The organism is Arthrobacter sp. StoSoilB22 (genome assembly GCF_019977315.1).
Lineage (GTDB): Bacteria > Actinomycetota > Actinomycetes > Actinomycetales > Micrococcaceae > Arthrobacter.
In genome coordinates, this window is the sequence record NZ_AP024652.1 from 2,603,686 (window position 1) to 2,618,337 (window position 14,652).

Here is a 14,652-nt window from a genome sequence, read left to right on the forward strand (position 1 = left end):
TTTTTCCCGAAGGGCTTTGCTTAGCCCTTGAACCAGATCTTGATCTCACGTTCGGCAGAGTCGACTGAATCCGAGCCGTGGACGAGGTTCTGCTGGACTGCCAGGCCCCAGTCGCGGCCGAAGTCACCGCGGATGGTGCCAGGCGCAGCCGTCGTGGGATCCGTAGTTCCGGCCAGCGAGCGGAAGCCTTCGATCACGCGGTGGCCTTCGAAGACTGCTGCGATGACCGGTCCGCTCAGCATGAACTCAACCAGTGGCTCATAGAACGGCTTGCCCACGTGTTCCTCGTAGTGCTGCTCAAGCAGCTCACGGGTCGCGTTGACCTTCTTCAGCTCCGCCAGGGTGTAGCCCTTGGCTTCGATCCGGGCGAGGATGGTTCCGCCCAGGTTGCGGGCGACGCCGTCGGGCTTGACCAGAACAAGGGTCCGTTCAATGCTCACAGTTGCTCCAATATGGTTGGTCGGTGGTTTTCCCAGCCAGTTTACGGGGTTTGCGGGTCTGCTTGGTCACCATGGGCTGCGTCCCATTCGGCCTGCTCGCGGTCACGTTGTGCCACCTCGCGGTCAATCCGCATTCCAGCCCTGATTCCGTACCACCAGCAGATGGCAAACAGGATCCCCACAATGAACATAGTGGGTTCGGCGAAGCCCGTCAGGATCAGCACCACCTGCAGCCCCCAGCCGAGGGCGATGCCCCACGGCTTCGAGAGCACGGCACAGGCCAGAACCAGCACCACCGTCAGTGCTATACCGACACCCAAAATGATGCCCGGATCAACTTCCCCGCGCCTCAAGCCGAAAACCGCCAGAGTACCGAAGAACGCGACGAACGCTTCAAGCAGGAGCACGGTGGAAGCGAACATTACTTTGGTGGACCGGCGCTTCTTGGGCATGCCGGGCCGCCATTCGCGCTGAGCCTTGGTCATTTTCGCCATGTTAGGCACTTGCCTTTCCGAGCAGGATCCTTGCTTCGGCCACCACGGTGATGGAACCCGTCACCAGGACGCCGCCTGCAAGGTCATCGTTGGATTCAGCGCGTTCCACAGCCCACTCCAGGGCATCGTCCAACTTCTCGGCGATGTGAACGTTGTCCTCGCCGAATCCGAGGTCGACGGCGAGTTCGGCAAGTTCGGCTGCAGGCACGGCGCGGGCCGAGTTGGATTGGGTGAAGCAGAATTCCTCGGCCAGTCCGCCGAGGGACTCCTTGAGGGTCTTGAGGATCTCCTCGGCATCCTTTTCACGCAGAACTCCGACTACAACCACCAGCTTGCTGAAGCTGAAGGCCTCCTGGATTGCTTCGGAGGAGACGCGGATTCCGTCAGGGTTGTGCGCAGCGTCCACCACGACGGTGGGCGCAGTGCGCACTACTTCGAGCCGGCCGGGTGACGTCACGGTGCCAAAGGCTTCCTTGAGTACATCGGCGTCGAGTTCTTTCTCTCCTCCGCCAAAGAATGCTTCCAAAGCCGCAACGGCTACAGCCGCGTTCTCAGCCTGGTGGGCACCGTGCAGGGGCAGCAGCAGGTCTTCGTAACGTCCTGCGAGGCCCTGAATAGTCAGGACCTGGCCCCCCACGGCAACGCTGCGGGACTCCACGCCGAATTCAACGCCCTCGAAGCGGAACGGCACATCCACTTCGCGGGCTTTCTCCAACAGGACCTGCGCAGCGTCCACCGGCTGAGCGGCGCTCACCAGGAAGCCGCCCGGCTTGATGATGCCGGACTTCTCGTAGGCGATGTCCTCAGTGGTGTCACCCAAGAGATCCGTGTGGTCCAAGGAGATCGGCGTGATCACTGAGACTTGGCCGTCGCCGACGTTCGTGGCATCGGTGATGCCGCCAAGGCCAACTTCCATGACGGCAACATCAACGGGCTGGTCGGCGAACACCGCGAAGCCCAGGATGGTCAGGCATTCGAAGTAGGTCAGCCGCGGCTGGTTATCGGCAACAAGTTCGCTATCCACGATTTCCAGGTAAGGACGGATCTCGTCCCAGATACGCACGAAGGTCGCATCCGGCACCGGCTCACCGTCAATGCTAATGCGCTCCGTCACTTTGGACAGGTGCGGGCTGGTGTAGCGGCCGGTACTCAGCCCGTGGGCACGAAGTCCGGCTTCGATCATGCGGGCCGTGGACGTCTTGCCGTTGGTGCCGGTGATGTGGATGATCGGGTAAGCCTTGTTCGGCTCCCCCAGCACGTCCATGGCACGGAACAAGGGAGCAAGGCGCGGTTCCATCTTGTTTTCCGGGGCACGGCCCAGGAGTTCTGCATAGACGCTTTCAACCGAGAATTCGTCAGACATGGATCAGGCACCTGCCTTTGCGACCGTGACCTGCGGTTCGTCGACACTGGCCAACAGGACTTCCAGTTCCAACGTCAACGTTTCGGTCTTGACGAGCTCCGAGTTGGCTTCCAAGGCATCCACCACGTCCTGCCCGGCCTCCACGGAAGTGCGGATGCGGTCGCTCACGTTGAGCCCGGCATCCTTGCGGGCCTGCTGGATGGCGCGGACCATGTCACGAGCCAGCCCCTCGGCTGCAAGTTCAGCAGTGACCTCGGTGTTCAGGACCACGAAGCCGCCGCCGGGCAGCACCGCGACTGCCTTCTTGGCGGCAGCACCGCCGTCGGCCGCTTCTGCCACCACGGTTTCCAGCGTGTATTCCTGCGGCTCGAGCTCCAGTCCACCAGCCACCACCACCCCAGCATCACTGACGGACCAGTCACCGGACTTCGAGCCCTTGATGGCCTGCTGCACATTCTTTCCAAGGCGCGGGCCAGCAGCCCGGGCATTCACCACGAGCTTCTGCTCAATCCCGAACTCCTCCGGTGACGCAGTAGCGGCGTCGAGCAAACGGACCGACCGGAGGTTCAGTTCATCAGCGACGACGGCGGCGAAGCCTTCCAGCGCATCCGCACCGGGTGCCACCACAGTCAGTTCCTGCAGCGGCAGGCGAACGCGCAGGTTCGCAGCCTTGCGCAAGCTGGAACCGGTGGAACAGATCTGCTGGACCCGATCCATTGCTTCAACCAGTTCAGGGTTGGACGGGAACAGCGCAGCGTCCGGCCAGTCCGCCAAGTGCACGGAACGGCCACCCGTCAGTCCGCGCCAGATCTCTTCCGTGACCAAGGGCAGCAAGGAAGCAGAGACACGGCACACCGCTTCAAGAGCTGTGTACAGGGCATCGAAGGCATCAACGTTCTCGTCGAAGAAGCGCTGGCGGCTGCGGCGGACGTACCAGTTGGTGAGCATGTCCAAGTAGCTGCGCAGCTCATCGCAAGCACCGGAGATGTCGTACGCGTCCAAGCTGGTAGTGATGTTGCGGACCAAGTCTCCGGTATTGGCCAGGAGGTACTGATCCAGCGTGTCGGCGTAGCCGTCATAGCGGAGCTTGGCTTCGTAGCCGGAACCACCGTTCGCGGCATTCGTGTACAGCGTGAAGAAGCTGTACACATTCCACAACGGCAGGATGACCTGACGCACGCCGTCGCGGATGCCTTGCTCGGTGACCACCAGATTGCCGCCGCGGAGGATGGGGCTGGACATGAGGAACCAGCGCATGGCATCGGAACCGTCGCGGTCCAGGACCTCGGACACGTCCGGGTAGTTGCGCAGGCTCTTGGACATCTTCTGCCCATCGGAGCCCAGCACGATGCCGTGGCTGATCACGTTGCGGAACGCCGGCCTGTCGAACAATGCAGTGGACAGGATGTGGAGCATGTAGAACCAGCCACGGGTCTGGCCGATGTACTCCACGATGAAGTCCGCGGGGTTGTGGGTGTCGAACCACTCCTCGTTCTGGAACGGGTAGTGGACCTGTCCGTAGGGCATGGAACCGGAGTCGAACCAGACATCCAACACGTCTTCCACACGGCGCATGGTGGACTTGCCTGTGGGGTCGTCCGGGTTGGGACGCGTCAGCTCATCGATGAACGGGCGGTGCAGGTCCACCTGTCCTTCGTTGTTGACGGGCAGACGGCCGAAGTCGGCTTCCATCTCGGCCAGCGAACCGTAAACGTCCGTGCGCGGGTACTCGGGGTCGTCCGACTGCCACACCGGGATGGGCGAACCCCAGTAGCGGTTACGGCTGATGGACCAGTCGCGGGCGTTGTCCAACCACTTACCGAACTGGCCGTCCTTGACGTTGCCGGGGATCCAGTTGATCTCCTGGTTCAGCTCGGACATGCGGTCCTTGAACTTGGTGACCTCCACGTACCAGGAGGACACAGCACGGTAGATCAGCGGGTTCCGGCAGCGCCAGCAGTGCGGGTAGCTGTGCTCGTAGCTGGCCTGGCGGACCAAGCGGCCATCGGCGCGGAGCACCTGGGTGATGGGCTTGTTGGCATCGAAAACCTGAAGACCGACGATCGAAGCAAGCTCGCCATTGGCGAACAACGGCAGGAACTTGGCACCCTCGTCCACGGACAGGACCACGGGGATCCCTGCGTCTTCACAGACCTTCTGGTCATCCTCGCCATAGGCCGGAGCCTGGTGGACGATGCCCGTACCGTCGGTGGTGGTGACGTAATCGGCCACGAGGAAGCGCCAAGCATTCTGCGTGCCGTACTTTTCAGCATCAGCGAAGTCGTTCCAGAGCGGTTCGTACTCCAAGCCCGCCAGCTCGGCACCCGTGTGGGTGGACACCACAGCGGCAGTTGCGGCATCGGCGTCGTCGTACCCCAAATCCTTGGCGTAGGACCCCAGCAGGTCAGCCGCGAGCAGGAAGCTGCCCGTGACCGGTGCCTCAGCGGAAGCAGCCTTGACGCCGTTGGGTCCTGCGGGCAGGACAGCGTAAGAGATGTCAGGCCCGACGGCGAGCGCCAGGTTGGTGGGCAATGTCCAGGGCGTGGTGGTCCATGCGAGCGCCTGCACGCCTTCGAGGGCCTTGGAAAGCTCCGACTCCCCCGCCTTAATGGGGAACGTCACGGTGACCGTCTGGTCCTGGCGGTTCTTGTAGACGTCGTCGTCCATGCGGAGTTCGTGGTTGGACAGAGGGGTCTCGTCCTTCCAGCAATACGGCAGTACGCGGTAGCCGTTGTAGGTCAGGCCCTTCTCGTGCAGTTGCTTGAAGGCCCAGAGCACGGACTCCATGTACTCCACGTTGAGGGTCTTGTAGTCGTTCTCGAAGTCCACCCAACGGGCCTGGCGGGTGACGTAGGCCTTCCACTCGTTGGCGTACTTCATCACGGAGGCGCGGCAGGCGTCGTTGAATTTGTCGATGCCCATGGCTTCGATCTGGGTCTTGTCCGTCATGCCCAGCTGCTTCATGGCTTCGAGCTCTGCCGGAAGTCCGTGAGTGTCCCAGCCGAAGCGTCGCTCAACCCGCTTGCCGCGCTGGGTCTGGTAGCGGCCTACGAGGTCCTTGGCGTAGCCGGTGAGGAGGTGGCCGTAGTGCGGAAGGCCGTTGGCGAAGGGAGGGCCATCGTAGAAGACGAACTCGTTGCTGCCGTCCTTGCCCGCATCGCGTTGGTCGATGCTGGCCTGGAAGGTGCCGTCTTCGTCCCAGTATTTGAGGATGCGCTCTTCGATTTCCGGGAATTTCACGGAAGCGGACACGCCGTGCGTGCCGGGCGAAGACGCTGAGGCCTTGGGGTAGTGGGTCATCTCATATCCTGTGATAGCTGGTTGACTGTCAGGATGCGAGGACGGCGTCTGTGCTGCCTGTCGGCTGCGCAGGTACCGCGGTACCACCTCACTTACCGGAAAGAATTTTCCGGCCTCTCATTACTGCTGTGACGGGCTTACCCGCCCGGTTCTACTGGGCGCATTCCACCGTGTTGATGGTCAGTGCTGTTCTTCCGGAAGCTCACCGGTGATGGCCGGGTCAAAGCTGGTCCTTCAAGTCTAGCGTCAGTGGGGCAACTGCTCTACCCGAGGTTCATCCCGTAGAGGGAGTGCGGTACGTGTGGCGGTGCATAGACTCGAGGCCATGACGCACCCATCCCCCGCCCCTCCAGCAACCAGACCGGCTCGACGCCAGCCTTCGGTGGCATGGTCCGTGCTGGCTCTGCTGATGGTGATGCCGGTGGCGGGGGTATCAATGTTCCGGGCAATCCCTGTGGAATGGCCCCTCATCGTGGTGCAATTACTGTCCTTCACACCTTGGATGGTGCTTCCGGCAGCGTTTGCCGTGGCGCTTGCTGTGGTGGGGCGCAGGCTTTGGGTCATCTTCACGACGACGGCGCTGTTGGCAGTCCAGCTGTTGTGGCTGTTCCCATTGGACGCTGGAAAGCCGGAAGCATTACCTGCAGGGACTGCATCCGTCCCGGTGGAAGTGATGAGCCTGAACTCTGAATACGGGGAAGCGGATGCCGCGAGCATCGTGCGGCTTGTCCGTGAGAACGGCATTCAACTGCTGGCTATCCAGGAACACACTCAGGGACTTGAGGACCGCCTGCAGTCCGAGGGCTTGGATCAACTGCTGTCCAACCGGCTCAGTGAGCCCAGTGAGGACGCCTCCGGTGGGGCCGTGTATTCGGTGTTTCCACTCGAGGCCATGGGACTTTTGCCTGATACCCCGTTCCGGATGGACGTCACGCGGGTACTGGTCACGGATGCGGGGGCCGGTACAACGGCCACCTTGAACCTCACCAATGTCCACGCCCTTCCGCCCGTTGATGAGCGAATCGGTCAGTGGCGAAGCGACTTGGACAAAGTGGCCCGCCAAGCATCCCGCCCAGGACGTCACCTGCTGATGGGCGACTACAACGCCACGTACGATCACTCCGAGTTCCGGGCCATGCTGGATACTGCACTGGGTCGGCAAGGAACCCTGGCAGGTCAACAGGGAGGCACGAAGCTAGTTGACGTCGGAACAGCCTCCGGGGGACGGCTTTCTCCCACATGGCCCATGGAAGGGTTACCGCTTCCGGGCATCGTGATCGACCATATGGTCACCTCGCCCGGAATCAGCAGCAGCGACTACTCCGTCCACCAGGTTCCCGGGAGCGATCACGCAGCCATCATGGCCCGGCTGATCATTCCGGCCGATTAGCTCGTCGCCAAGCCGCTAAACCGTCGTGGGCCAGCGACGTCACAGCGGCTTGGCAACGTCTTTAGCCTTCTTTGCGGACCAGCTTATGGTTGGCGGCCTGCGCCACCGGGCGGACCACGATCTGGTCGAGGTTGATGTGGTGAGGAAGTGAGACGGCGTAGTTGACCACATCTGCCACGTCATCAGCGGTCAGGGGCTTCTCGACCCCGGCGTAGACCTTGGCCGCTGCGTCTTTGTCGCCGAGGCGGTTCAGCGCGAACTCTTCGGTCTGTACCAGCCCTGGAGCCACCTCGATGACCCGGACGTTGTTGCCCACCTCTTCAAGGCGCAGGGCGTTGGTCATGGCGTGCTGGGCGAACTTGGCGGCGTTGTAGCCCGCGCCGCCCTCGTAGGCGGACAGCCCTGCGGTGGATGTGAGGTTCAGGACGGTTCCTTCGCCGTGTTCCCGCAGCATGGGCAGGAAGGCGCGGGTGATCTTCATGGTGCCCAGGACATTGACCTGATACATCCAATCCCAATCTTCGGTGTCAGCGTTGGCGATGGTGTCAGCGCCGCGTGCGCCGCCGGCGATGTTGATGAGGGTGTCAGCACCTCCGGCCTCGGTGACGGCCGCGAGCAAGGCGGCGACGTCGTCGTCGTTGGTGATGTCGGCGGGAAACGGCACGGCGCCAGTGCCCGCGCTCAAGGCGTCGAGCCTGTCCGCCCGGCGCGCCACGGCGAAGACCTTCCATCCGGCGGATACGAGCGCCTTCACTGTGGCCTCGCCAATGCCGGTGCTGGCACCGGTGACCACCGCCGTCTTGTTGTTCCTTGGGTTCTGTCCGGAAGGCGTGCTGTGCGCTGGCAAAGTCATGGAACAACCTTATCCGGGGCGTGGGCTCCATTGACGGGCGGGCTGTAACGCCAGGCCATGAAACAATTGACCCATGGCTGAATCAACGCAGGGTACAGACACGCCCGCCACCGCCCCCATCAACGTTCCCGACAAGCCGGCCCTTGAAGGCCTTGAGGCTGCCTTGACGCAGCGCTGGCTCGAAGAAGGAACCTACAAGTTCAACCCGGACACCACCCGGGAGCAGGTCTACTCGATCGACACTCCCCCGCCCACGGCGTCCGGCTCGCTCCACGTGGGCCACATGTTCTCCTTCACCCAGACTGACGTCCAGGCCCGCTACATGCGCATGACCGGCAAGAACGTCTTCTACCCCATGGGCTGGGACGACAACGGACTGCCCACCGAGCGCCGCGTCCAGAACTACTACGGTGTGCGTTGCGATCCCGCCATCCCCTACAAGGCCGATTACACGCCCCCGGCACAACCGGCCAAGAACCAACGCGATTTCGACATCGTATCGCGCCAGAACTTCATCGAACTGTGCGAGGAACTCGCCGTTGAGGACGAGAAAGTCTTCGAGAACCTGTTCCAGACCCTCGGCCTTTCGGTGGACTGGGATCTGACGTACCGCACCATTGACGACACCTCCCGTGCCGTGTCCCAGCGCGCCTTCCTTGCCAACCTGTCCGCCGGTGACGCCTACATGGCCGAAGCCCCCACACTGTGGGACGTGACATTCCGCACCGCGGTGGCACAGGCCGAACTTGAGGACCGCGAAGTTGCCGGCGCCTACTACCGCTACCCGTTCTTCACCGAAGACGGCGAAAAGATCTTCATCGAAACCACGCGCCCGGAACTACTCGCGGCGTGCGCGGCTCTGGTGGCAAACCCCGACGACGAGCGGTACCAGCCGCTGTTCGGCAAGACCGTCACGTCCCCCCTGTTCGATGTGGAGCTCGAGGTCAAGGCCCACCCCCTCGCCAAGGCGGACAAGGGCTCGGGTATCGCCATGGTTTGTACCTTCGGTGACCTGACCGACGTCACCTGGTGGCGTGAACTTCAGCTGCCTACCCGCGCCATCATGGGCCGCGACGGCCGCATCATTGCCGAAGCCCCGGAGTGGATCACCACCGAGGCCGGCAAGGAAGCTTACGCCGCGATCGCCGGCAAGACTGCCTTCTCCGCCAAGGAAGCCGTGGTTGAACTGCTCAAGGCAGCGGACCTGCTTGATGGCGAACCCAAGAAGATCACCCACCCGGTGAACTTCTTCGAAAAGGGCGACAAGCCCCTGGAAGTTGTGACCTCCCGGCAGTGGTACATCCGCAACGGTGGGCGCGACGAAGAACGCCGCGAACGCCTGATCGGCCGGGGTCAGGAAATCACCTTCCACCCCGCGTTCATGCGCTCACGCTATGAGAACTGGATCGCCGGCCTGAACGGCGACTGGCTCGTATCCCGCCAGCGCTTCTTCGGTGTGCCCATTCCCGTCTGGTATCCCTTGGATGCCCAGGGAAACCCAGACTACGACAACCCCATCCTGCCTTCGGACCAGATGCTCCCCGTGGACCCTGCCGCTGATGCCGCACCTGGTTTTGAGGAATCACAGCGCGATCAGCCCAACGGCTTCACCGGCGACGCCGACGTGCTGGATACCTGGGCAACGTCCTCCCTGACCCCGCAGATTGTGGGTGGCTGGAGCCGCGACGAGGACCTGTTCTCCAAGGTCTACCCCTTCGACCTCCGTCCGCAGGGACACGACATCATCCGCACCTGGCTGTTCTCCTCTGCCGTTCGCGCGGATGCCCTGCAGAAGAGCGCCCCGTGGAAGCACGCGGCCATCTCCGGCTGGATCCTTGACCCGGACCGGAAGAAAATGTCCAAGTCCAAGGGCAACGTGGTGGTGCCCACGGATGTGCTGAACGAGTACGGTTCGGATGCCGTGCGCTACTGGGCAGCTTCGGCCAAGCTTGGTGCGGACACGGCCTACGAAATCGCCCAAATGAAGATCGGCCGCCGCCTGGCCATCAAGCTGTTGAACGCTTCGAAGTTCGTACTGAACCTCGGTGCTACTGAGAACTCGGTGGTGTCCAGCGACCTCTCCGTGCTGACCAACCCGTTGGACCGTGCGCTGCTCGCTCAACTGTCCGACGTCGTTGCCCAATCCACCAAGGCATTCGAGAACTACGACTACTCCCGTGCACTCCAGATCACCGAGTCCTTCTTCTGGCAGTTCACGGACGACTACGTGGAGCTCATCAAGGACCGTGCCTACGGTGCCGCTGGCGAAACCGAGCAGGCATCCGTCCTGGCCGCCTTGGCCACAACGCTTGACTCCCTGCTGCGCCTGTTCGCACCGTTCCTGCCCTTCGCCACCGAAGAGGTCTGGGGCTGGTGGCGCACCGGATCAGTTCACCGCGCACAGTGGCCGGCAGCCTTGGAGATCACCGATGGTGACACCACCATGCTCGGCACCGTGGGCGTAGCACTCAGCGGTATCCGCAAGGCAAAGTCCGAGGCCAAGGTCAAGCAGCGCACCGAGGTGCTTTCGGCATCCATTACCGCTTCGGAAGTGCTGGTAGCCCAGTTGAAGGCCGGCCTGAGTGACTTGAAGGCAGCCGCGAACGCACAGGAGATCACTCTTCAGTCCGGCGAAGGCGACCTGAAAGTCAGCGATGTTGTCCTGGCACCTGTCGAGGAGCAGCCCGCGTCGTAGCCAGCGTCGGTCCCATCCAGGGATTTCGGGCAAAGGGGAAGCCCCATCAGCGTTTTGCCGTTGGTGGGGCTTCGACTTTTCGGCTGTCTGGTGATGACTTGACAGTCTGGCGGAATCCTTGGAATTTCAGGTCTTCCTACCTCATCACTGGTAGGTTGCTTCCAACTTTGCCAAAGGCTGCGTCGGTTGCAATCACTGAATCTTTGGTTTCCGTGTCCCTCTTCTTTCGAAGTGGGTAAGAACCATTGTTGTCCCGTTGGGGTTGATGCACAAGGCTTTCGCGAGAACTACAAACCTGTAGTTTGTGTGCCGCTGGAAGGCCAGCTGTGGCAGAGTATTGACCATGCCGGAACTCCCCGAAGTGCACGGCCTGTGCATGTACTTGGACACCCAACTCCATGGAGCCGTGCTGACCGAGGTCCGCATCAACTCCTTCTCTGCACTCAAGACGGCCGATCCCCCTTTCACTGCACTCGAAGGCCGGACCATCCTTGGTGCGCACCGCATCGGCAAGTTCGTATGCCTGGACGCCGATGGACTGTTCTTTATTTTCCACTTGGCAAAAGCCGGCTGGGTCAGGTATACCGAACACCCGTCATCTGCAGGGCTGCGCATGGGCAAAAGCAACATCTCGGCACGGCTCTTGCTCCACAGGCCTGCCGACGATGCCCACATCGGGGTGGATCTGACCGAAGCAGGAACCAAGAAGAGCCTGGCCATCTACGTGGTGAAGGATCCTCAGGACGTTCCGAGAATAGCCACGCTGGGACCGGAGCCCCTGAGCCCCGATTTTGACCTGGACGCACTGGCCGGCATTGTGGGCTCCAGCTCGCAACAGATCAAAGGCCTGCTGCGCAGCCAGAGCGTGATCGCAGGGATTGGCAACGCCTACAGCGACGAAATTCTCCACGCCGCCAGGATTTCCCCGTTCGCCACCGCCAAGTCCCTCGACCAGGCAACGGTGGCCCGCCTCTATGAATCCATGCAGGAGGTTCTGGTCGGCGCCGTCAACGCAGCAGCCGGCAAACCTTCCAACGAGCTTAAAGACACCAAGCGCAGCAACTTCCGGGTCCATGCCAGAACCGGTCAGCCCTGCCCGGTGTGCGGGGATACCGTCCGCGAGGTGTCCTTCGCGGACACCTCGCTTCAGTATTGCGCCACCTGCCAGACCAACGGGAAGATCCTCGCCGACCGGCGTACGTCACGGTTCCTCAAGTAGGCCGGTCATGTCCTCTGGAGGGCAACAAGCCGTTAGTTGAATTCAGGGCTTTCAGTGCGGCTGCGCTTCAACTCGAAGAAGTGCGGGTAGCCGGCCAGAGTCACGGTTGCATCCCAGATCTTCCCGGCTTCCTCGCCACGCGGAATGCGGGTGAGCACCGGACCAAAGAACGCCGTGCCGTTGACGGATACCACGGGAGTTCCTACATCCTGGCCGACCAATGAAATTCCGGCCTCGTGGCTGGCGCGCAGCTTGGAATCATATTCATCGGAAGTGGCAAAACGTGCCAGGTCCGCGGGAAGCCCGGTGTCCGCCAGGGCTTTCTGAATCACGGATGCGCGGTCCTTGTTGCCCTCATGGTGGATCTGTTCACCCATGGCATCGTAGAGGGGCTTGACGTAACTGCTGCCGTGGAGCTCCTGCGCTGCGATGATCACACGAACGGGCCCCCAGCTGTCGTCCATCATGGCCCTGTAGTCGGCAGGTAGATCGCGGCCTTCGTTCAGCACGGAAAGGCTCATGACGTGCCATTCGGTCTCGATGCCCCGCACCTGCTCCACTTCACCGATCCAACGCGAGGTAATCCACGCGAAGGGGCAGACGGGATCGAACCAGAAATCTGCCTTGTTGACGGTTTTGTGGGACGCGGTCACTTCAGACACAAGCTGTTCGGACACAGAGAACTCCTCGGAAGAGTGGAAACGTGGCTTTAAAGGCAGCTCGCAACCAAGCCGCTCCCTTTTTCCAACGGCAGTCTAGGCGGACTTATTCCGCCGCTTTGCCACTACGTCGTGGGCAATCATGGTGGGCTGTGCTGTCTTGGCAACGACGTCGGCCGTGATCACCACGGTTGCGATGTCGTCTCTGCTGGGAAGATCGAACATGACGGGGAGCAATACATCTTCCATGATGGCCCGCAGGCCACGTGCGCCTGTGCCACGTTCAAGAGCCTGGTCCGCTATGGCATCCAGGGCGTCGTCGTCAAACTGCAACTCCACGCCATCAAGTTGGAACATCTTCTGGTATTGCTTCACCAAGGCGTTCTTTGGCGTGGACAGGATCTGAATCAACGCCGGCCGGTCCAAGCTGGAGACCGTAGTGATGACCGGGAGCCTGCCGATGAATTCCGGAATCAACCCGAACTTGAGCAAGTCCTCAGGCATAACTTCGCCGTAAGTATCCACGTTGTCCCGGGCTTCGTTGAGCGGCGCACCGAATCCGATGCCTTTGCGGCCGGAACGCGAACCAATGATGTCTTCCAGTCCCGCGAAGGCTCCGGCCACAATGAACAGGACATTGGTGGTATCGATCTGAATGAATTCCTGATGCGGGTGCTTCCTTCCACCCTGGGGTGGAACAGAGGCCACAGTGCCTTCAAGGATCTTGAGCAGAGCCTGCTGCACGCCTTCGCCGGATACATCGCGGGTGATGGACGGGTTCTCGCTCTTACGGGAGATTTTGTCGATCTCGTCGATGTAGATGATGCCTTGCTCGGCCTTCTTGACATCATAGTCAGCGGCTTGGATGAGCTTGAGGAGGATGTTCTCTACGTCCTCGCCAACATAGCCTGCTTCCGTCAGGGCAGTGGCGTCGGCCACGGCGAACGGCACGTTGAGCCGACGGGCGAGAGTCTGGGCGAGGTAGGTCTTTCCGCAGCCTGTAGGGCCGATCAGAAGGATGTTGGACTTGGCGATCTCCACATCCTCGTGATGGGATCCCTCACCGAGGCTGCCGGCCTTGGGAGCGTGACCGGCCTGAATGCGCTTGTAATGGTTATAGACAGCTACCGCAAGGGAACGCTTGGCCGGCTCTTGGCCGATCACATATTCCTGCAGGAAGTCGAAGATCTCACGAGGTTTGGGCAGTTCAAAACTGCCGAGATCGGAAACTTCCGCGAGCTCTTCCTCGATGATCTCGTTGCAAAGCTCGATGCACTCATCGCAGATGTATACACCGGGCCCGGCAATCAGCTTCCGTACCTGCTTTTGGCTCTTTCCGCAGAAAGAACACTTCAGCAGATCCGTGCTCTCGCCAATCCGAGCCATGTGTGAATCCCTTCGTTGCATGCGGGTGATGCGGCTCCGCGCCATACTCAAGTGTGCGGCTGCGCCGCGGCTGGCACCACCGTGACAAGATCCACTCTAGGTCACAATGGGCTGCTTGGGTGGAAACAGAACGCCGGTGCGGTCCATATTTCGTGAACCGCACCGGCGTCCAAATCCGTGTGCTACCGGGTGATTGCCTGGGGCTTGATCTTCCGGGAGTCCAGAACCTGGTCAATGAGACCGTAGTTCAGGGCATCCGCAGCGGTAAGAATCTTGTCTCGCTCGATGTCATTGTTGACCTGTTCGGACGTACGGCCCGAGTGGTGTGCCAATGTATCTTCAAGCCAGGTGCGCATGCGCATGACTTCCGCCGCCTGGATCTCGAGGTCGGACGCCTGTCCACCTTGACCGCCGGAAAGCGCCGGCTGGTGGATCAAAACGCGGGCGTTCGGCAGTGCCAGACGCTTACCGGGCGTGCCGGCGGCAAGGAGGACTGCGGCCGCGCTGGCTGCCTGACCCAAGCACACCGTCTGGATCTCCGGACGAATGTACTGCATGGTGTCGTAGATGGCCGTCATTGCAGTGAAGGAGCCACCCGGCGAGTTGATGTACAGGGTGATGTCGCGGTCCGGATCAGTCGACTCAAGGACCAGCAGCTGGGCCATGATGTCGTCAGCGGAAGCGTCGTCCACCTGTACACCGAGGAAGATGATGCGGTCCTCGAACAGCTTGGTGTACGGGTCCTGGCGCTTGAAGCCGTAAGGCGTGCGCTCCTCGAACTGGGGCAGGACGTAACGGCTGGACGGGAGATTACCGGCAGACCATCCGAAGTTGTAGTTCATGTTCTTTACTC

The 14,652-nt window shown here is 61.5% G+C and carries 11 protein-coding genes; 3 read left to right on the top strand and 8 right to left on the bottom strand.

Translation table 11 applies throughout. The annotated features are described in order from the left end of the window. Positions 1 to 20: 20 nt before the first annotated feature. The 4 genes from ndk to ileS are packed head-to-tail and all read right to left on the bottom strand — an operon-like array spanning position 21 to position 5,597. A complete protein-coding gene (gene ndk / locus LDN70_RS12110; RefSeq protein ID WP_142939004.1) occupies positions 21 to 440 on the bottom strand; it encodes a nucleoside-diphosphate kinase in 420 nt (139 codons plus the stop codon). Between the two features lie 41 nt (positions 441 to 481). Beyond that, complete coding sequence (locus LDN70_RS12115) at positions 482 to 934, bottom strand: DUF4233 domain-containing protein (RefSeq protein ID WP_166840513.1); 453 nt, start codon at positions 932 to 934, stop codon at positions 482 to 484. Between the two features lies 1 nt (position 935). After that, a complete protein-coding gene (locus tag LDN70_RS12120) occupies positions 936 to 2,297 on the bottom strand; it encodes a bifunctional folylpolyglutamate synthase/dihydrofolate synthase (protein ID WP_223940425.1) in 1,362 nt (453 codons plus the stop codon). A 3-nt stretch (positions 2,298 to 2,300) separates the two neighbouring features. Next, positions 2,301 to 5,597 (bottom strand): isoleucine--tRNA ligase, encoded by a 3,297-nt coding sequence (ileS, locus tag LDN70_RS12125; protein ID WP_223940426.1) that lies wholly within the window; start codon positions 5,595 to 5,597, stop codon positions 2,301 to 2,303. A gap of 325 nt (positions 5,598 to 5,922) precedes the next feature. Here ileS and LDN70_RS12130 point away from each other — a divergent pair, with 325 nt between their 5' ends. Beyond that, entirely contained in the window at positions 5,923 to 6,987 is a 1,065-nt protein-coding gene (locus LDN70_RS12130; RefSeq protein WP_223940427.1) for an endonuclease/exonuclease/phosphatase family protein, read from the top strand. Between the two features lie 61 nt (positions 6,988 to 7,048). On the opposite strand, the gene LDN70_RS12135 is transcribed toward LDN70_RS12130, so the two are convergent. Continuing rightward, positions 7,049 to 7,840: an SDR family oxidoreductase gene (locus LDN70_RS12135; protein WP_142938999.1), complete on the bottom strand. Its 792-nt coding sequence runs from the start codon at positions 7,838 to 7,840 to the stop codon at positions 7,049 to 7,051. 73 nt (positions 7,841 to 7,913) lie between these two features. Here LDN70_RS12135 and valS point away from each other — a divergent pair, with 73 nt between their 5' ends. Continuing rightward, on the top strand, positions 7,914 to 10,535 hold the full coding sequence (gene valS / locus LDN70_RS12140) for a valine--tRNA ligase (protein WP_223940428.1): 2,622 nt from the start codon (positions 7,914 to 7,916) through the stop codon (positions 10,533 to 10,535). Between the two features lie 343 nt (positions 10,536 to 10,878). Then, positions 10,879 to 11,754 (top strand): Fpg/Nei family DNA glycosylase, encoded by an 876-nt coding sequence (locus LDN70_RS12145; RefSeq protein ID WP_223940429.1) that lies wholly within the window; start codon positions 10,879 to 10,881, stop codon positions 11,752 to 11,754. Positions 11,755 to 11,786: 32 nt separating this feature from the next. On the opposite strand, the gene LDN70_RS12150 is transcribed toward LDN70_RS12145, so the two are convergent. The 3 genes from LDN70_RS12150 to LDN70_RS12160 all read right to left on the bottom strand — a co-directional run bounded on the left by LDN70_RS12150 (position 11,787) and on the right by LDN70_RS12160 (position 14,641). Continuing rightward, on the bottom strand, positions 11,787 to 12,431 hold the full coding sequence (locus LDN70_RS12150; RefSeq protein WP_142938996.1) for a mycothiol-dependent nitroreductase Rv2466c family protein: 645 nt from the start codon (positions 12,429 to 12,431) through the stop codon (positions 11,787 to 11,789). Positions 12,432 to 12,509: 78 nt separating this feature from the next. Further along, the gene (gene clpX / locus LDN70_RS12155; RefSeq protein ID WP_024816917.1) at positions 12,510 to 13,799 is read right to left on the bottom strand and encodes an ATP-dependent Clp protease ATP-binding subunit ClpX; all 1,290 of its coding nucleotides are present in this window, start codon (positions 13,797 to 13,799) and stop codon (positions 12,510 to 12,512) included. 182 nt (positions 13,800 to 13,981) lie between these two features. Beyond that, entirely contained in the window at positions 13,982 to 14,641 is a 660-nt protein-coding gene (locus LDN70_RS12160; protein ID WP_142938995.1) for an ATP-dependent Clp protease proteolytic subunit, read from the bottom strand. Positions 14,642 to 14,652 lie beyond the last annotated feature (11 nt).